Source organism: Arthrobacter sp. SD1074B (genome assembly GCF_056780195.1).
In genome coordinates this window covers 74,921-92,996 of the sequence record NZ_JBRAZT010000003.1, presented here as the reverse complement: position 1 = coordinate 92,996, position 18,076 = coordinate 74,921, and the positions used below count along the sequence as shown (strand labels likewise).

The window sequence follows — 18,076 nt, the reverse complement described above, 5'->3', positions numbered from 1 at the left end:
TCTGTCCCCGATTATCGCGACAGCCACTTCCGCAACGTCCTTGACGCGCATGTCCCGGATTGACTCGATCGGGGACATCTCATCTAGCCAGGGGTTCGCCCTAAGTATTTCCGATTTTCTGCCCCGGGCAAACGACTTACAGACTCCGGTAGTCACGGACTGTCGCGTCGTATGGTTCGCCACTCAGAGGTTCTCCCGTACCAATGTGAACAACAAGCGCACCTTTGCCGCAGCCAATTGTCCAGACACCGTCCGGACAATTGGCTGCGGTCACCACGTTGCGCTGCCGAACAGGTTCGATGGCTGGAGCTCCAAGATCGTACGCATCAAGAGCGGTGGAGCCGGACTGGTCGGTGTTCCGAGGCGCGCACCGTGATGTACCCGATTCGTTGACCTGCCATCGAAGTCTCCGCGCCGAAACGTCAGATTGAAATCTATGACCTTCTCAAACCAGTGTCTGGAAATGGCATTTTGGACCCTATTCCGACAGCCATTCGGAGGAGTGCCTGACGTCAGGTTGGGGTGTGCCGTAACCGGACTATCTCCCCACCCGCGAGCCAGGTAATTTGGACCTGACTAGTCCGGTTACACAAGCGGCCGTGTGGCAAAACCTTTGAGCAGGCCCGCTCGGGGCTGATGGACGCCCGGGCATCGGTGGTGTTAGACATGCTGTACTCCTTAGGTTCGGGGTAGGAAGCGTGCGCTGGCGGCATGATCAGAGGCCGGCTCAGAGGTCCAGGAGGACCCGGGCGTCTTCACCGGTGAGGGCTGCCTGGAGGAGGCGGGTGAGGTTTTCGGCGGTGACGGGGCGTGGGTTGGATGCCGGAACGGCGGGGAGGACGATGGCAACGGCTTCGGCGATCCCGTCGGCGGTGAAGCCGTAGTCCGCCAGCGCCTTCGGGGCGTCGATGCGTTTACGGAGATCCTGGAGCCCGGTCAGGGCGTCCGCGGTCCCGAAGGCTGCGGCGATGCGGGCCGCGGCTTCGGGCGCGGCGGGTGCGTTGAACGCCAGGACGTAGGGCAGCACGGTGGCGTGGGTCTGCGCATGCGGCAGGTTGAAGGTCCCGCCCAGGACGTGGCAGATCTTGTGGTGCAGCCCGGACCCTGCGGAGGCGAAGGCGACCGCGGACAGGTACGCGCCGTAGAGGGCCTGCTCGCGTCCTTCGGTACCGGACGGGTCCTCCGCGATCAGGGGCAGTCCGCGGCTGAGGGCACGGATACCTTCGGCGCCGAGCGCGGCGTTGATCGGGTCCACCCGCGGGCCCCACATCGAGTCGATGCAGTGGGCCATGCCGTTCAGGCCGGACGCGACGGACATCTCCACCGGCAGGGACAGGGTCAGTGCGACGTCGTAGATGACCGTGACGGGCAGCACCGCGTCGTCCACTCCCGTGGTTTTCCGGGACGATTCGGTCAGGCCCCACACGTTCGTGGTTTCGGAGCCGGCGTAGGTGGTGGGCACGGCAATGATGGGCAGGCGTGAGGTCATGGCGATCGCCTTGGCCAGTCCTGTCGTCGAGCCCCCACCCACGCAGACGAGCAGGTCAATGCCGGCTTCAGCGGCGGCGGCCCTCGCTTTCTCGGCGACCTCGATCGGCACGTGCATCACCACGTCGTGGTGCCACAGCGCCACCTTGATGTCAGCGGCGACGGTGCGGGCCACCGGTGTCTCACGGTCCCAGGCGATCACCATCACCCGCTGTGCGCCCAGTCGGGCGACTTCCGCGGCGAGGTTCGCAGCGGCCGCGCCGGTGCCGAAAAGGACCCGCTGGCCCAGGGTCACATGCTCAAAAGACAGGTTCATGGTCAATTCTCCTGTAAAGGGCGCCTTCAGGATCACCCGGCAAGCGGTCCGTGGGCCAGCCGACGTGTTTATCAGGGCGGACCAGTACGGGGCCGTTTTCGGCCACGCCGCGCAGTTTCGCCCAGTCGCAGTATAGGTCCGTGACGTCCTGGCCCGGGCCGATGACGGAGCCGAGGGTGACGCCGAGCCGGTCGCTGACTTTCTGCGCGGCGGCTGACCAATCCGGAAACCCATCAGCCACGGGCTGCGCCGATGAATTCTGCCCGGTCAGTCCACGGGGTCCACTTCGTGCCAGCCCACCCAGGCGGACGAGGTCAATGTGACGGTGGGGGCCGCCAGCTCGGCCTCCCACAGTGCCAGGTCCTGCCTGCGGGTGACGTGGAACAGCAGTCCCAGGTGATGCGCCAGAAAAATCATGGGGTCTTTCCCTTCCAAGCGGATTTCAGCAGCGGTTCCAGGTCCGCAGCGACGGTGCTGCGGGATTCGACGGCGGCACGTGGGGCGTTATGAGATACACGGCTTCGGGTATTTGCTCTTCGCGGAATCCGAGGCCGGCCGGTGTTTTTCTGCGTCTTACCCGAGGACTCCTCCGTGATTCCCCAGACGTTGGTGGTTTCTGAACCGGCGTAACCGGTGGGTACCGCGACGATGGGAAGTCCGGTGGTCCCGGCGATCGCTTTTTGCCAGGGCGACGGCGGAACCCCCGCCCACAGCGACCAGGAGGTCGGTGTGGGCGGATCGCGCTACTGACGAGCCGGTTGCAGGTACGGCACGGAATGCCGTGCCGTACCTGCAACCTTTTCCCGTCGGCTAGTGTCGTTTCAAGAACAGGCTGACGTCGTCGTTGCTGATGAGGTCCGGCACGGTCCAGCCGTCGAGGTCGTACTCGGCCAGGCACTGGTCCGCGAAGCCCTTCATGTAGTCCGTGGTCCCCTGGGCCTGGGCTGCGAAGAGGATCTCGGCTTTCACGTTCTCGTGGTTGCCGGAGTAGTTCCGTTCGTAGAGTTCGTGGCGGCCGCCGAATTCGGTGCCGATGGAGTCCCAGAGGAGTTTCATGAGCTTGACCCGGTCCACGGCCTCGACGCCGTCGGAGCCGCGGACGTACTTGTCGAGGTACGGGCGGATCTCGGGGGTTTTGAAGTCCAGCGCGGAGGAGTTCAGGTAGATCAGGCCGGACGCGACGTCCTGTTCGATGATTTCCTTGATCCGCGGGTAGCCGATGGACATGAACATCCGGTAGGACAGGCCGTAGTCCAGCTTGGGCAGCACGGTGCCGTTCGGGCCCTGGTCCGGGTTCAGTGTCATGCCGTCGATCAGGGCGTAGAACATGTTGCGCCAGCCCAGCACCTCGCCGACGCGTGTCTGGACGCCGCGGAAGTCCTGCGTGCCGGCGACTTCCAGGGCCTTCATCAGTAGTCCGGCGATGAAGTCCAGCTTGGTGGCGAGGCGGATCACGCCCTGGAAGGTGAAACGGTTGATGAAGCCGGTCTGCGGGAAGAAGTTATTGATCTTCTCCACGTCGCCGTAGGCGAAGACGTTCTCCCACGGGATCAGGACTTTGTCGAAAACAAAGACGGAGTCGTTCTCGTCCATCCGGCTCGAGAGCGGGTAATCGAACGGGGTACCCATCACGGCAGCCTGGTGGCTGTACGAGGCACGGCTGATGAGCTTCACGCCGGGGGCATCCATGGGGACCGTGCAGATCAGCGCGAATTCCTTGCGCTTGATCGGCAGTCCGTAGTGGGCGATGAAGTTGTAATTGGTGATCGCCGATCCGGTCGCGACGACCTTGGCGCCGGAGACGATCAGCCCTGAGTCGGTTTCTTTCTCGACCTTCATGAAGACATCGCCGACCTGGTCCGGCGGGAGGTGGCGGTCCACCGGCGGGTTGATGATCGCGTGGTTCCAGTACAGGACCTTTTCCTGTGACTCCTTGTACCAGCGCTTGGCGTTCTCCTGGAAGGGCTCGTAGAAGTCCGGCATGCCGCCGAGGGTGCCCAGAAACGCCGCCTTATAGTCGGGCGAGCGGCCCAGCCAGCCGTAGCTCATCCGCGCCCAGGTCTCGATCGCGACGCGGTCCTTCTTAAGGTCCTCGACGCTGTGCGGTGTGCGGAAGAAGGACATGGTCTTGCCGCCGGACCCGGTGTCGGTAGGGACCATGAGCTTGTCCTGCAGCTCGGGCTTGTGCATCGCGTCGTACAACCGGGCCGCCATACGGATCGAGTTCCGAAAGGCGGGGTGGGTGGTGACGTCCTTGACCCGTTCCCCGTAGATCCAGACCTCACGGTCGTCTTTGAGCGAGTTGATGTACTCGTCCCCCGTCATCGGCATCTTCGGGTTCGCCGGCGTAGTCCGCTCACCCATCGTGGGGGCGGTGGTGGGTGCTGTGTCATCCATGATCTCGGTCATGTCGATTCCTTTCGGTAAGAATTGCGGGTTTAGATGCTGTTGAAGGCTTTGAAGGAGTCCGCTCCTGAGAACCAGCCGGATTCCAGTGAGTCACCGCTGTGGTGCCAGTGGCTCGAGCCGGTCAGGGGTCCGATTTCGCGGAATTTCCCGCCAAAGAACAGCAGGGGTTCGCGGTTTGTTACCTCGAGCTTTTGGACTTCGCCGATGACGATGATGTGGTCGCCGCCGTCGTAGATCGCCCAGGGTGTGCATTCCAGGGTTGCCTTGTTTTCCAGCAGGATCGGAACGTTTCCGTCCAGGGCCCAGGCCGGCTCGTAGGACAGTGGTTTGCCGGCGAAGTGCCAGGCAACGTCCAACTGGTCCTGGGAGAGGATGTTGATGGCGAAGGGGGCTCCGTCAAGGTACTGCGCGGCCCGCGAGGTGCGGGTGAGCGTCACCTGGGCGAGCGGCGGGTCCAGTGACACCGCGGTGAAGGCGTTCACCGTAGCGCCGTGCGGGACACCGTCGTCGGACCGGCAGGTCACAACGGTGACGCCGGTGGCGAACTGGCCGAAAGCGTTCCGCAACTCGCGCGGGTCGACGGGGACTGCTTCCTGAGTCATTTCCCTCACTCCTCCGGGTCCAGAACGAAGTTGTAGGTGACTTCACGCCCGGCGCCATCGGCGCGGTTAGTCGGGGCAAGCACCAGTTCCGGCTTCACAGCCGAAGCGATATCATCCGCCACGTGTTCGTCACCCTCGAAGTACAGCTGGGTGGTGATGAGCTGATGCCCCGGCGCCGACACTTTGAGGTGCAGGTGGGCCGGGCGCCACGCGTGCCAACCAGCCGCGGCGATGAGCTGTCCGCAGGCACCGTCCGTAGGGATCTGGTACGGCGCGGGCTGCATGGTGTTGATCTGAAAGTTGCCGTCCTGGTCCGCCACCACAGTTCCGCGAAGGTTCCATTCGGGCAGGCCAGGCGCGAACTGCGAGTAGAAGCCCAGATCGTCTGCATGCCAGATCTCGATGCTGGCGCCGGGAAGGGCCTGGCCGGCAACATTGGTGACATGCCCCTGGAAGAGGAGAGGGGTGCCGGGTTCATCGTCACGCATCGGAAGTGTTGCCGGGGAGTGCTGCTCGGGCGAGCCCGGAAGGTAGTACGGTCCCTCGATGGTTCCCTTGGAGCCGTGCCGGTCCGCATTGGCCACTTCCTCGACCGAGTGCTCAACCCAGACGTCAAGGAACAGCGGCCACTCGCCGTCTTCGCCGACCTTAATGAGCCAGGCTTTCAGGGCGTTGTATTCGTCGTAGCTGACCTCTTCTTCCAGCACAGTGTCGTTGATGGCTTTGATGACGCGGCCGGCAATCTTGCTGACGCGTTCCTGGCTGGTGGCCGCGGCGAAGTGCTTGTTCTCGCGGAAGCGGGCGGTTGCGCCTGCACCTGAAGCGGCGGCGGTTGCCTGGGTTTCTACTGTCATGATGACTCCTTTGTCGATACATCCTGTGTGCGTGAGCGGACTCCGTGATTCCTCAGCCCCACTTTGGGCCCCGCACCAGTTGGGCAGTCGGTCGTCAGCGGCCCAGACCGGCGGGGGCGAGAACGGCTTCGGCTTCCTCTGCGAAGTGGCCGGAATCGTTCTTATCAATGCTCAGGATTTCGGCGAGCACAGCAGAGAGCGCCGTTTCCGGATCCTGAACCATGGCGTGGGCGCGCCAGCCGATGTGCTTGTCCGGGCGGACCAGGATGACGCCGTCCTCTTCTATTTCGCGCTGGCGGAGCCAATCCCCGTAAAGGTCCTGGACCTCCCGGCCTTCACCGATCACCACTGCCTTGAGCTCGACGCCCAAGCGATCGGCAACTCTGGCCGCGGCGTCTGCCCATGCTTCACCGGTGATCCCGGTGAAAATGGTGAAACCCGTGCCCTTGGCAATGTCGTGGGTCGAGTACTTGGACTTTGCGTCTCCCAGCCAGGCGTGTGGCAGCCGGAGGCCAGGGAATGTGGACTTCTGGTGATGCAACAGCTCATCCTCTGTCAGCGCTGGCCGCTCCCCGCCGTCGCTCACTACAGCCGTTGACTCATAGAACTGACCGATCTCCGTGCCCTGTGCGTTGAACTCGTAGTCTTTCGCGTCGAGTGCGGCGCGCAGTGCCGTGCGGCGGTTGGCACCTTCGGGCGAGTTTTCCTTGCGCAGCTGAAGTTTTTCGGTGAATTCCTGATCCGTGATGGCGTCCGTGACCCCCAGGGCGTCAAAGATAGGCTTGTAATCGCGGCTGGACTGGTTGGCCCGGTTTACAATCTGCTTAGCCACGGGGGCGCGTTCGGTGGAGTAGGTTTCCAGCAGTTCGGGACCGGCCTGGCCCTTGATGACGGCGGCCAGCTTCCAGGCCAGGTTGTAGGAATCCTGAATGGACGTGTTGGAGCCGAGTCCGTGGCTCGGCGGGTGCTTGTGGATGGCGTCTCCGGCGCAGAAGACGCGGCCCTTCTGCAGGTGGGTGGCCCATTGTTCGTTGTTGCCCCACAGCGAGTAGCCCAGGATTTCGACGTCAAGGTCCGCGACGCCCACCAGGTTCCGGATGATCCGGATTGCTTCGTCCTTGTCCAAGACCGGCGGCTCACCGTTGATGTCGAAGCCCCAGCAGATCAGCCACTCATTCCACGGGCGGACCATCCGGATCAGGCCGGCGCCGAGGCCGCCGATATTGGAGCCCGGGTTGAACACCCAGTACAGGACTGACGGGCGGTGCTGCACGAGGTGGGTCAGGTCCGCCTTGAACGTGATGTTCATGGAACCACCGATATCCATCAGCCCCTCCATGGGAAGGTCGATGTCGGCGGCTACCTTTGAGCGCGCACCATCGGCACCGATGAGGTACTTCGCCCGGATTGTGTACTCGTGTCCGGTGAGACGGTTCAGCACCTGTACGCTGACGCCGTCTGCGTCTTGAGTGTGGGACAGGTATTCAGTGGAGAACTGGACCTGTGTGCCACGCATCGCCGCATTCTTGACCATGATCGGTTCCAGCAGGGTCTGCGGAATATCGCACGGCATTGAAGGTGATGCGAGTTCGTAGTCAGCCCGCCGATCGGGACGCGTGCCCCAGGTAGGGCGGCGGCCGATCTCCTCGCCGGCGAGGGATTCACAATAGACCGTGTCACCCATGAGTTCGTGCGGTGTTGCCTCGGCCAGGACCTGGTCCTCGATGCCGGCGTCGCGCAGCACCTCCATGGTGCGCTGGTTGGTGATGTGGGCGCGGGGCGTGTTGGCGGTCCAGCGGTACTTGGTGATCATGATGTTCGGGATGCCCTGGTTGGCGAGGAACAGTGATGCGGAGCTGCCGGCAGGGCCGGAGCCCACAATCAGCACGTCGGTAGTGACGGCGCCGGTACCTTCCGGGCGGGCAGTGGCGGTGATTCCGTCATTGAAAACTGGCATGACAACCTCCGTTGGTTGTGGTTGGGCGCATTGGCCGGCGCCGGGCTTTGCGGTGGTGATGCAGCCGGACCATGCCTTCCAAGGAAGTGTTGCAGATCACTACCGCCCTTGGACGTGGTCGGCGCTGATGCGTCCGGCGGGTGCTAAAAAGCGTCGGCGCAGTACTAAAAGACCCGTTCCAGCTGCGGGCTACTCCAGCGCTACGCCTGCCCTGGCTGCCTTGCGCGTCTGTAGTGGCGTGGCGTTGAATCGCTCTTTATAGGCACGGGCGAAGTAGTTCTGGGACTGAAAACCGACCCTCGCGGCGATCTCGCCAATGCTCAAGCCGTCCGCGGCCGGCGAAGCCAGAAGCTTCTGGCCGCGGTCCAGCCGCAGCCACAGCACATATCGTCCCGGCGTGAGCCCCGCAGCCGCGAAGGCCCGCCCTAGCTGCCGCTCACTGATGCCAAGGGCGGCAGCCACCTCCGCCGTCGAAAGTTCCGGATCGCTGTGATGCCGTTCTATGTATCCTTTGGCGGCTGCCAGATAACCGGAGTCACTGCCGGCGCTGCCGCCTGAAGCGATAGAGCGGAATAGTTCAATGACGGTATCCTCGGCGTCGTCCGTCGGCTGCTCGGCCGCCAGCGCTGCGCGGATCCGCCGGGCGAGCTCCTGCCCCTGAGGGCCCGCGCCAGGTCCGAAATCGAACCGCACCGGTCGCTTGAGGGCAGTCCCGCCGGACAGCTCCAGGAATAGCGACCGGGGAAGGGTAAGGACAAGTTCCTGAAGCCCTTGCGCGAAACCGCGCATGAACGGCAGGTCTGCATCGTACATGATGGCTTGGCCCGGTTTCAGGGACTCGTGGCCGCCGCGGTGGTAAAAGAACGCATCACCGGCCAGGGCGAAGAAAACCGCCACCATATCGGTGGGGTTCTGCCGGATAAACGATTCCGAACGCTCCACAATCTGGGCAGTCCCGTGCACGTGGGCAAGACGCAGGGACGGGAACTGGAGATTCACTTCAGCCGCCTGCAGCGGGGACTCGTCGATGGTCCGGATATCGAGCGAAATCAAGGCCTTGGCGTTATGGCCCTCCCACAGCTGGACACGGTTGACGGGCGCGATGCCCTGCGTGGTGAACCGAAAGGCGCGAGGCGGGGCGGGCAGATCATTCTGCTGACTGGCCATAATCCGTCAATTCTAGTCTGTCCTAGCCGATCGTCCCCTGCTCGCCGGCGCAGGAAGAACTCTACCTCGTCCCAAAACACCGTTGCCACAGACTCGGCAAAACCCTCCACCCGGAAGACTTCCCTGAGCGTTTCTTGAATCAACGGATTCCGGGGGAAACCGACACGAATGACGGCAGGATGTGGCTTGCCAGCCTACTTGGCCAGCGCAGTAGGTAGGTGGCCAAGAGAATTGCGCCTATCTCAGGGTCGCGGATGGTCTCCTGTTGTCAGCGGAGTTGGCCAAAAACCGTCGTGGGGTTCGTTCATCAGGACCGGGGCGGGAGGAATTCGCTGTCGCGGAGGCTGAGCGCTGCTATCAGGGCGACGACGCCATCGATGATCCGATAGCTTTCCGGGGCCGATCCGATCCATTCCAGGCGTGGCCGCAGATGAGTGTAGAGCCGTCGTTGCTCGGGGCGTGGGTGCACAAACATGTCCTTGTGGCGCTCGGGGCGTGGGTGCACAAGCATGTCCTTGTGGCCGTTGGTGATCGGCCAGTAGAGCTCGAGGTACTCAACCGCAAAGGTGAGGATTCGTACGACGGCGGGATACAGGTCGAGTCGAGGCTGCCGTGGAGACCACCGCTAACGTGGTGATGGTCTCGGCCGGTGGGGCAGAGAGCCCCTTGGCAAGAATGGCCAACTATCCTGTCAATAGGCCAACTGCCTTGGCAATCGACAGTGGTGTGGCTTGCCAGCTTAGTTGGCGAGACTGACAGCCCAGTTGGCGAGCCGTGAAGCGTGGGAATGCCCCGGCTTTGGTTGACTCACTGACCTGGGGCAGGTCAGAGAGTCAACAAAACCGGGGGCAGTCCTTGATTCCGAGCTGCTCGATGGCGATGGCGATGGCGATGGCGATGGCGATGGGGATCCGAGAGGTCGTGTGACGGCACTCGGTGCCAGAGGGAGTCGGTTGGAGTTATAGGTGGGGTGTGTGGTCATTGAGGGTGGCTGCCATCGTTATGCCTCCTTGAGGAGTGCCCGGGAAGCACGCCCGTAGACGGGCTTCCCGGGTGCCGTGTGGATGTCAGCTGCGTTTGAGGAAGAGGCTGACGTCGTCGTTGCTGATCAGATCCGGGATAGTCCAGCCGTCGAGGTCGTACTCGGCCAGGCATACTTCGGCCCGGGCTACACAAACATCTCGGTCATGGAGGAGACCGGAGGCAGCTTCGTTCTCTACGGCCACCCGTCTGTATCGAAGGCGTTTGCACGGAGGTCTGACCGGAAGGGGCATGGGTTTCGCCTCCGGGGCCCGGCTCGGCGGCAGAAACGTGAAAGGTACGTCAATGACGGCGACGTTAGCGGAGCGCGAGCTGGCCGCGTCGAGGGCTCTGTACGAGCAGGAAAACTACGTGCGCAGCTTCGGTCGCCTAAGTGAGGAGGAACTGAGTCAGCATCTGGTCCATTCCATGGTAGTCACTGTCGATCGTCACATCCCTTCTTTTGACCGGACTCCTTAGCAGCGCTCCGGGTCCACCAGTTATCAACGTGGCCGGAGCCGCGCACGTTGATAACTGGTTGGCACCACCAGATCGACGGGATGCACGGGAGCGGACACTGGCATGACGTATCTTTGGTACGAGCAAATATTTAGCCAAAAGAAAAGTCTCTCCATGCCCCGGCAGCCCCAGAAGAAACCCGCCCGCCCCCAGCTAAGCCAGGAGGCAGCTGCGCATGTGCGGGCCCGGATCATGTCGGGTGAGTTGAAACCGGGGACACCCGTGTTGGCCGAGAGCGTCGCCGAGGACCTAGGCATTTCGACCACTCCGGCACGGGAGGGCCTGCAGGCCCTGCGCGTAGAAGGTTTTTTGGAACTGATTCCCCGCCGCGGTTTCCAGGTGGCCCCGCTCAACGGCGATGATATTCGCGATCTGTTCCAGGTCCAGGGACTGATCGCCGGAGAGCTGGCGGCCCGGGCTGCTGCGGCGGCTACAGACGAGGACATAGAGGAACTGGACGCGCTGCACCACGCGCTCATCGATGCCGCCCGGCGGAAAGATCAGCTGCTGTTGGAAGAGAAAAACCATGCATTCCACCGGGAAATCAACCTCATGGCCGGCTCCCGGAAGATCATCTGGACCTTGGTTCTACTGTCCCGCTACGTGCCCCGTGAATTTTACGCTTCCATCACAGGCTGGCCCGAGGCCACCGTGGATGACCATGCGGCACTGCTGGAAAGTATCCGCGACCGGAACCCAGCTGCTGCCCGGTCCGTGATGCACGATCACCTGATACATTCCGGGGAGCTGCTGGCTGCTTACTTCGACCGGCGGGTAGCCGCGAGCGACGGGGACGAGCCTGCAGCGGCGCGAGAGGACCGCACCGCCTGATCCGCGGTCCGACACGCTCGGAGGGTATTTGCCCGCGCCTTCCTGCCGTACCCCGATGACCGATTCAAGGCGGAGGACCTGTGGGCCGCTAGACTGGCCTAGCAGCCGATAGGGAGACTGGAGGAGCCATCCGAAGCGGCCTCCGTGAGCGGCAGGCCCTGTCAGATGGCGTCCCTCCCTTCGAGGAGCCCGTCCGACTCCGCGGCTGCTGCCCCGGGCGGAGAAAGACCATCTGCACATCTTTCCGCGACACCCATCATTCGTTCTGTGCCCTCAGGCTGACGCCCGCTCGGTGAGCTGCCGGGCCAGTAGCCGGCGGGCATGCATCCGTGTGCTCCTGCATGGCTTCGCGTGCGCGATCCGGCGATCAGATTGATCTCCCGATGGAATGCATGGTTTTTCTCTTTCAACAGCAGCTGATCCTTCTGTCCGGCGGCGGAGAGCAGCTCATGGTGCAGGGCCTCCAGTTCCTCTATGTCCTTGTCTGTAGCCGCCGCAGCAGCCCGGGCCGCCAGCTCTCCGGCGATCAGTCCCTGGATCTGGAACAGATCGCGACTATCATCGCCGTTGAGCGGGGCCACCTGGAAACCGCGGCGGGGAATCAGTTCCAAAAACCCTTCTACGCGCCGGGCCTCGCGGGCAGGGGAGGTGGAGATGCTCTGGGCTGGGTGGGCGGCTCATCTGACGGCTGAGTCCTTCTGCGGCACTGTGACCTGCCCGGTCAGGGGTGCGTCCAGCACCAGCTCCGCGATGGATTCGTCCAGGGCGCGGGCGGCAGCCGGGGACAGCAGGCCGGCAGCCTTGTCGACCAGTTGTCCGTGGGTGGCCCGGTCCTGCGGGGCGCCGCGGAAGGAGTCCTCACTCTTGTTGACGACGCGGCCGTCCTTGAACCGGACGCTGACCTCTGCCTGCCAGCTGGCCGGGAAGGCCGCTTCGAGCCGGTCGCTGGTGTAGCAGTGGACCTTTTCCAGCCACGGAGCCAGCTCGGCGGCGACGGCCGGGGCGTTGTCGAACTGTTCGACCGTCGCCTGGCCAGTTGTGAGTGCCACGGCCGCACCGAACGGCATATTGAATTGGGCATCCACGGGGGTGTTCACCACCATTTTGCGGGCCGGCGGCTCGGAGACTAGGGTGGCGCCGGCTTTGATGACGCCGACCTCGATGGATTCGATGTCGGCGATGTCCAGCTCCGGGTACTCGTTGTGGAGGTCGCGCAGCAGGTCGATGTTGCCGTGCATATACCGGCAGCAGGGGTAGAACTTGATGCTGGTGTCCAGCGCGCTCTTGCCGAATACGAGGCCCAGGCTGCGGCCCTCTACCAAGCCATGGCCGTACTGGTTCAGGAAGCCGTCGCGGCCTCCGATGGAGGTCTCCGGGGCGGTGAAACCGGCGGCGGCGAGCCTCGCTGCGCGGATGCCGCTGGCTGCGGCGTGGCCGGCGTTCAGGCGTTTTGTCCAGGAGCCGTCGGAGAGGAATTCCAGGCTACCCGCGGCCATATTCGCTGCCAGGCCCAGGGCGTGGGTCGTTTGGTCCTCGCTCAGCTCGAACAAGACTGCGACGGCTGCTGCGACGCCGAGCACGCCGGCTACCCCGGTGGGGTGGAAGCCGCGGCCGTAGCTTTCCGCCGCGCCGAGCAGGACACCGGCGGTGCACATCACGTCATAGCCGATGGTCGCCGCATACAGCACGTCCCGCGCGGTGTAGTCACGTTCGTCAGCCAGCGCCAGCACCGCCGGGAAGATAACCACGGCCGGGTGTAGCGAAGACTCCTCGAAGGTGTCATCCAGTTCCAACCCGTGGGCGGTAATCCCGTTAACCAGGGCGGCATCCTCAAGGGTGGACCACAGGTTGGTGCCGTGGACGGATGCCGGGCGGAACTCGGTCTGGGTACTCGCGGTGTTGACCGCGCTGCGGGCGACGACGGCGGAATCGCGTTCGACCCCGCCGGTGGTGACGGCGTAGTAGTCCAGCAGCAGCAGTTTCATCCAGCCGGTGATTTCTGCGTTGAGCTCATGGTCTGCGGTGACATGCCGTGCCAGTTGGCGGGCGAAGCTGATGTCGGTCATGCTGACTCCTCCAGTTCGGTCAGGATCTTTTCGGTGTGCTCACCGATGCCGGGGACGGCATCCATGCGGTAGGTCGAGGTGCGGGTGGAAACGGGCGGTATGAGGCTACGCACCGGTCCGGCAGGGGAATCCACTTGGCTCCAGCGCCCCCTTTCGATCAGCTGCGGATGCTGGGAAAATTGGTGCAGAGTGCGCAATTTAGCGTTAGCGATCTTCGCCGCGTCCAGCCGCGACAGCACCTCGTTGGCGCCGAGACCGGAGAGGACGGCGTTGATTTTCCCATGCAGCATCGGACGGTTGTCCACACGCAGAGCATTACCGGCGAAGAGAGGATCCGCTGCCATCTCTGGAGTCCTGAGCACCTCTGCGCAGAAGGCTGCCCATTCGCGTTCGTTCTGGATCGCGAAGAACACCGTACCGTCGGCTGCCGGGAAAGGACCGTACGGGGCGATGGTGGCATGTTCGGCCCCGCTGCGAGGCTGTTGGACGCCCCCGTATTCTGCGTAGAGGTACGGTTGCTGCATCCATTCGCCCAGGGCCTCCAGCATGGAAATCTCCAGGACGTCCCCGTGTCCGGTCCGGCCGCGCTGGATCAGCGCCGTCAAGATCCCGGAGTAGGTGTACATGCCCGCGGCGATGTCGGCGATGGAAATCCCCACCTTGGCGGGTTCCTCCGGCGTACCGGTGACGCTGAGCAGGCCGGCCTCACACTGGACCAACAGATCGTAGGCTTTCTTCTGTTCGTACGAACCGCCCTTACCGTAGCCGGAGATGGACGCATGGATCAGCCGAGGATTCAACGCTAAGGCGTCATCGCCTCCGATGCCGAGGCGATCGGCGGCGCCTGGAGCCAGGTTCTGCACCAGCACGTCCGCCCTAGACACGAGCTTCTTCAGCACGCCAAGGTCCTGCGGGGACTTCAGATCCAGAACAATGCTTTCCTTACTGCGGTTCAGCCAGACGAAGTAGCTGGCCATGCCATTGACCTTGGTGTCGTAGCCGCGGGCGAAGTCTCCGGTGTCCCGCTCGACTTTGATGACCCGGGCGCCCAGATCGGCGAGTTGGCGCGTGGCGAAAGGGGCCGCGACCGCCTGCTCGAGTGAAACGACGGTGATCCCTTCGAGTGGGAGGCCTGCCATTACTGCTCCTGTCCTGCCAGTTGGAGAATCCGCCGCGCACGTTCCACGACGGGGGCGTCCACCATTACGCCGTCAAGTTGGAGGGCGCCGCCAGCGCCGCCAAAGGCCTCCACTACGGTTCTCGCCCATGCCGTCTCCCGAGCTGTCGGGCGGAAGGCTGCGGCAACCGCGCCCAGCTGCGCCGGATGGATGCAAAGCTTCCCCCCGAAGCCGAAGCCCTTGGCCAGCGCGGCGGATGCGGCGACCACCGCCTGGTCCGTGATTTCCGTGGAGGGAGAATCTAGCGGTGCGGCAATGCCGGCCGCGCGGGATGCTATGACCAGCCGCGAGCGGGCGTAAGCAAGGTACTGGTCGCCGCTGCCGGCGTTGATGTCCAGGGCAAAGTCGATCCCGCCAAAGGCGAGCCGGGTGACACCGGCGACGGACGCCAGCGCGTCCGCCTCGCGCAGCCCCATCGCTGATTCCACCAGCGGAACCACGGCCAGGTGATCCGGCAGCATGGCGCGCAGGGCTTCAACGTCCGCCGCATTTTCGGCCTTGGCCAGCACGACGCCGAGCAGGCTGGATAGTGATTTCGCAGGCACAGCGCCGTCCGCCAGCAGTGCGGCAAGATCCGCTCTGAAGGCATCGGTTCCGGCGGGATTGATTCGCACCAACGCCCGGATGCCGCCGACAGCCGACTGAGCTCTCAGACTGCGGACCGTCGCGGACCTGGCCGCGGCCTTGGAATCCGGGCCGACAGCGTCTTCGAGGTCGATGATGATCACTTCCGCGCCGCTGGCGGCCGCCTTCGCGAAGCGTTCGGGTCGGTCGCCGGGGACAAAGAGGGCGGTGACCGCTGTCTCCACCGGGATGGGGGCCGGGTTCATTTACCGGCCTTCACATTTGGCAGGGTGGCCTCATCCGGGCGGACGTCGCTGACCTGCGGCCCCTGGCCGCGGCGGTAGACCATAAATGTTCGCTGGTAGGAGAGCACGATGGTCCCGTCCTGGTTAAATCCTTCGGTGGCGGCGGTGACGATGCCGGTGGTGGGGCGGGACCCGGAGCCGCGCAGGGCAAGGATCTTCGAGCGGGAATAGATCGTATCCCCTTCGTACACGGGCGCCGGCATCCGGACCTCGTCCCAGCCCAGGTTCGCAAAGACGTTCATGGACAGGTCCGTGGTGGACTGCCCGGTGACGAGCGCCAGCGTGAATGTGGAGACCACCAGCGGCTTGCCCTGTTCGGTCTGCAGCGCATAGTTGGCATCGACATGCGTCTTGGAGGTGTTCTGCGTCAACAGCGTAAACCACTGGTTGTCCGTTGTGGTCACGGTCTTGCCGGCCGGGTGGTAGTAGATGTCCCCTACGGTGAAATCCTCGAAGAACCTGCCATTCCAACCTGCCACTACCCGATTTTCGACTGGGGACTCTTCCATCTGGGGACTCCGTATCACACGATATCATCGACGAATATATTTTGTATTGAGCGTTATCTTTTCTTGATAAATGCGCCCGTGTCAATGATCTAGCGGCCTTTCGTTCTTATGCCGGACCTCGGGTCGCCTCACTGCAATATCGCCGGGAAGGATGATTCGTTGCCTTGTTCCACGTGGGCGCCGTCGTGCTCGTTCCCCGGCCGGGGCCGGGTGAAAAGTGATCTGGTCAGCATGGAAGTAACCCAGCAGGTGGTCATCGATGAACTCGGAGCCGTTGTCCAAATCGATCCCGATGATCGGGAAAGGGAATACCGCGATGACGTGCTAGAGGGCTTCGAAGACCCATTTGGCCGCCTTGTTCCGAACGGACCGGTTCACCGTCCAGCCCGTGGAGATATCAGCCACCGTGAGGATGGAACACATTCCCCGAAACAGTTGCTTCCCCCGTGGCCGACCAGATCGCTCTCCGCGAACCCCGGGACGGCGCCGTCCCGCTCGGCCCAGGTCCGGACCGGGATCTGAGACTTCAGGAGCGTACCGGGCTTGGCATAGGACCGGTCCCGCGCGAAGAGTTTCGCCCGCTCCCCGGCGAGTCTACGGTCGATGGTCGCCGCGCTCATCCGCATCAGTAGCTCGGCCTGCACATCCGTGATCGCAAGCTCTTTGTCCCGGCGCAGCAGCGGCACCAGGACCGGAAACATCGGAGCGAGCAGCCTGCCGGCAGGGGCGCGCAGCACCGCCCAGCACCTGACCAACGGTGGCAGCAGATCAGGGCCGTAGACCGGCGTCCTGTCGGGCCAGGGCTTGACGATCTTCGGAACCAGAGCCTCCCGCAGGGCCGACCTGGCGTAGTCGCGGTGCCAACCGGTCAGCTCGACCAGGATCCGGGACTTCCCCGCACGATCGGCGCTCTTATAGGCGAGGGCTTCCTTCTTTGTCACAGCTTGTCGCTGTACCATCGTTAGTTCCATGAAAACGGGCACAGTCCCCAGGCGCCGCCCCGATCGGCAACCACGACGCTACGGAGACCTTGTAAGGATAAAATATATTATGTAGGGTTTTCCCAGCAGTCGCACGTGCACCCCAACGGGGGCAGCGCATTATTGCGATCCGAGGAGAATCCCTATGCCCGAACTGCAAGACAAGCTGGATGAGTACCGGGAACGGACACGGACCATCTGCTCCAAGTTCCCGGCGGAATACTGGCGCGAAACGGATCTGAACCGTCGGTACCCGCAGGAGTTCGTCGACGCCCTGACCGCGTCCGGACTGCTAGCGTCGCTTATCCCCACTCAATACGGCGGCGGTGGGCAGGGCCTCGCCGTCGGCAGCGTCATCATGGAGGAAATCAACCATTCCGGCGGTCACTCCGCGGCCTGCCACGCCCAGATGTACACAATGGGTGCACTCTTGCGCCACGGCAGCGCGGCCCAGAAGCAGGCCTACCTGCCGGGTATTGCCAGCGGAGAACTGCGACTGCAGGCCTTCTCCATTACCGAGGACGCCGGCTCGGACACCACCAACATCGTGACCCCCGCGGTTCCCGACGGCGATGACTACCTCATTACCGGCCACAAGACCTGGACCAGCCGCGTGGATGAATCCGATCTGCTCTTCCTCCTGGCCCGCACCTCGGAAAAGGCCGCAGACAAGACTATGGGCCTGACGCTGTTCCTGGTGGATCTGCGCGAGGTCCGCGCCCGTCAGCCGGAGGCCATGGAAGTGGTCAAGGTCCGCACCATGTTCAACTACGCCACCAACCAGATCTTCTACAAGGGCTTGAGAGTGCCCAAGAGTGCGGTGATCGGCGAGGTCGGAAACGGCTTCCGCTATGTGCTGGACGGCTGGAACGCGGAACGGATCCTGCTTGCCGCCGAGGCGATCGGCGACGGCTACTGGTTCGCGGAGAAAGCCACAGCGTACGCCAACAGCCGAGAGGTTTTCGGCCGCAAGGTCGGCTCCAACCAGGGCGTGGCGTTTCCGATCGTGGACGGCTACATGAAGACGCGCGCCGCGGACCTGATGCGCTACGAGGCCGCCCGGCTCTTCGACCAGGGCAAGCCCTGCGGCGCCGAGGCCAATATGGCCAAGCATCTGGCCGCGGACGCGAGTTTTGAATCCGCCAATGCCTGCATGAACACCTACGGTGGCTTCGGCTTTGTGGACGAGTATGACGTCGAACGCAAGTTCCGGGAGACCCGCATGTTCCAAACGGCGCCGGTGAGCAACAATCTGATCAAGAACTTCATCGCCACCAAGGTCCTGGGCCTGCCCCGTTCCTACTAGAAAGG

General features: G+C 63.5%; 18 protein-coding genes and 1 pseudogene. 2 read left to right on the top strand and 17 right to left on the bottom strand.

Going from position 1 to position 18,076, the window contains the following annotated elements; translation table 11 throughout:
* Positions 1–727: 727 nt before the first annotated feature.
* The 11 genes and pseudogenes from ACUYM2_RS18845 to ACUYM2_RS18795 all read right to left on the bottom strand — a co-directional run bounded on the left by ACUYM2_RS18845 (position 728) and on the right by ACUYM2_RS18795 (position 10,019).
* Positions 728–1,804: a maleylacetate reductase gene (locus ACUYM2_RS18845; RefSeq protein ID WP_476975729.1), complete on the bottom strand. Its 1,077-nt coding sequence runs from the start codon at positions 1,802–1,804 to the stop codon at positions 728–730.
* Positions 1,788–2,045: an aromatic-ring hydroxylase C-terminal domain-containing protein gene (locus ACUYM2_RS18840; RefSeq protein WP_476975998.1), complete on the bottom strand. Its 258-nt coding sequence runs from the start codon at positions 2,043–2,045 to the stop codon at positions 1,788–1,790. The genes ACUYM2_RS18845 and ACUYM2_RS18840 overlap by 17 nt, the downstream gene beginning before the upstream one ends.
* 26 nt (positions 2,046–2,071) lie before the next feature.
* On the bottom strand, positions 2,072–2,221 hold the full coding sequence (locus tag ACUYM2_RS18835) for a hypothetical protein (RefSeq protein ID WP_350005786.1): 150 nt from the start codon (positions 2,219–2,221) through the stop codon (positions 2,072–2,074).
* 137 nt (positions 2,222–2,358) lie between these two features.
* A pseudogene (locus ACUYM2_RS18830) lies at positions 2,359–2,554 on the bottom strand (iron-containing alcohol dehydrogenase); the annotation flags it as partial.
* Between the two features lie 60 nt (positions 2,555–2,614).
* A complete protein-coding gene (locus tag ACUYM2_RS18825) occupies positions 2,615–4,213 on the bottom strand; it encodes a 4-hydroxyphenylacetate 3-hydroxylase family protein (protein ID WP_481601562.1) in 1,599 nt (532 codons plus the stop codon).
* A gap of 29 nt (positions 4,214–4,242) precedes the next feature.
* A complete protein-coding gene (locus ACUYM2_RS18820) occupies positions 4,243–4,815 on the bottom strand; it encodes a flavin reductase family protein (protein WP_476975903.1) in 573 nt (190 codons plus the stop codon).
* A gap of 5 nt (positions 4,816–4,820) precedes the next feature.
* Positions 4,821–5,669: a catechol 1,2-dioxygenase gene (catA, locus tag ACUYM2_RS18815; RefSeq protein WP_476975902.1), complete on the bottom strand. Its 849-nt coding sequence runs from the start codon at positions 5,667–5,669 to the stop codon at positions 4,821–4,823.
* A 94-nt stretch (positions 5,670–5,763) separates the two neighbouring features.
* Entirely contained in the window at positions 5,764–7,626 is a 1,863-nt protein-coding gene (locus ACUYM2_RS18810) for an FAD-dependent oxidoreductase (RefSeq protein WP_476975901.1), read from the bottom strand.
* 189 nt (positions 7,627–7,815) lie between these two features.
* Complete coding sequence (locus tag ACUYM2_RS18805) at positions 7,816–8,793, bottom strand: helix-turn-helix transcriptional regulator (RefSeq protein ID WP_476975900.1); 978 nt, start codon at positions 8,791–8,793, stop codon at positions 7,816–7,818.
* 307 nt (positions 8,794–9,100) lie between these two features.
* A complete protein-coding gene (locus ACUYM2_RS18800) occupies positions 9,101–9,304 on the bottom strand; it encodes a hypothetical protein (protein ID WP_481601561.1) in 204 nt (67 codons plus the stop codon).
* A gap of 556 nt (positions 9,305–9,860) precedes the next feature.
* Positions 9,861–10,019, bottom strand: coding sequence for a hypothetical protein (locus ACUYM2_RS18795; protein WP_476975898.1), 159 nt, complete (start codon positions 10,017–10,019; stop codon positions 9,861–9,863).
* A gap of 427 nt (positions 10,020–10,446) precedes the next feature.
* On the opposite strand from ACUYM2_RS18795, the gene ACUYM2_RS18790 reads away from it, so the two are divergent.
* Complete coding sequence (locus ACUYM2_RS18790; protein ID WP_476975897.1) at positions 10,447–11,163, top strand: GntR family transcriptional regulator; 717 nt, start codon at positions 10,447–10,449, stop codon at positions 11,161–11,163.
* 161 nt (positions 11,164–11,324) lie between these two features.
* On the opposite strand, the gene ACUYM2_RS18785 is transcribed toward ACUYM2_RS18790, so the two are convergent.
* The 6 genes from ACUYM2_RS18785 to ACUYM2_RS18760 all read right to left on the bottom strand — a co-directional run bounded on the left by ACUYM2_RS18785 (position 11,325) and on the right by ACUYM2_RS18760 (position 16,726).
* On the bottom strand, positions 11,325–11,774 hold the full coding sequence (locus ACUYM2_RS18785; protein WP_481601560.1) for an FCD domain-containing protein: 450 nt from the start codon (positions 11,772–11,774) through the stop codon (positions 11,325–11,327).
* Positions 11,775–11,840: 66 nt separating this feature from the next.
* Entirely contained in the window at positions 11,841–13,229 is a 1,389-nt protein-coding gene (locus ACUYM2_RS18780) for an MmgE/PrpD family protein (protein ID WP_476975895.1), read from the bottom strand.
* Positions 13,226–14,368, bottom strand: a complete 1,143-nt coding sequence (locus ACUYM2_RS18775) for a CaiB/BaiF CoA transferase family protein (RefSeq protein ID WP_476975894.1) — start codon at positions 14,366–14,368, stop codon at positions 13,226–13,228. The genes ACUYM2_RS18780 and ACUYM2_RS18775 overlap by 4 nt, the downstream gene beginning before the upstream one ends.
* Complete coding sequence (locus ACUYM2_RS18770; protein WP_476975893.1) at positions 14,368–15,237, bottom strand: HpcH/HpaI aldolase/citrate lyase family protein; 870 nt, start codon at positions 15,235–15,237, stop codon at positions 14,368–14,370. The genes ACUYM2_RS18775 and ACUYM2_RS18770 overlap by 1 nt, the downstream gene beginning before the upstream one ends.
* Complete coding sequence (locus tag ACUYM2_RS18765) at positions 15,234–15,755, bottom strand: MaoC family dehydratase (RefSeq protein WP_476975892.1); 522 nt, start codon at positions 15,753–15,755, stop codon at positions 15,234–15,236. The genes ACUYM2_RS18770 and ACUYM2_RS18765 overlap by 4 nt, the downstream gene beginning before the upstream one ends.
* A gap of 404 nt (positions 15,756–16,159) precedes the next feature.
* Positions 16,160–16,726 (bottom strand): hypothetical protein, encoded by a 567-nt coding sequence (locus ACUYM2_RS18760; protein ID WP_481601559.1) that lies wholly within the window; start codon positions 16,724–16,726, stop codon positions 16,160–16,162.
* 184 nt (positions 16,727–16,910) lie between these two features.
* On the opposite strand from ACUYM2_RS18760, the gene ACUYM2_RS18755 reads away from it, so the two are divergent.
* The gene (locus ACUYM2_RS18755) at positions 16,911–18,071 is read left to right on the top strand and encodes an acyl-CoA dehydrogenase family protein (RefSeq protein WP_476975890.1); all 1,161 of its coding nucleotides are present in this window, start codon (positions 16,911–16,913) and stop codon (positions 18,069–18,071) included.
* Positions 18,072–18,076: the final 5 nt, after the last annotated feature.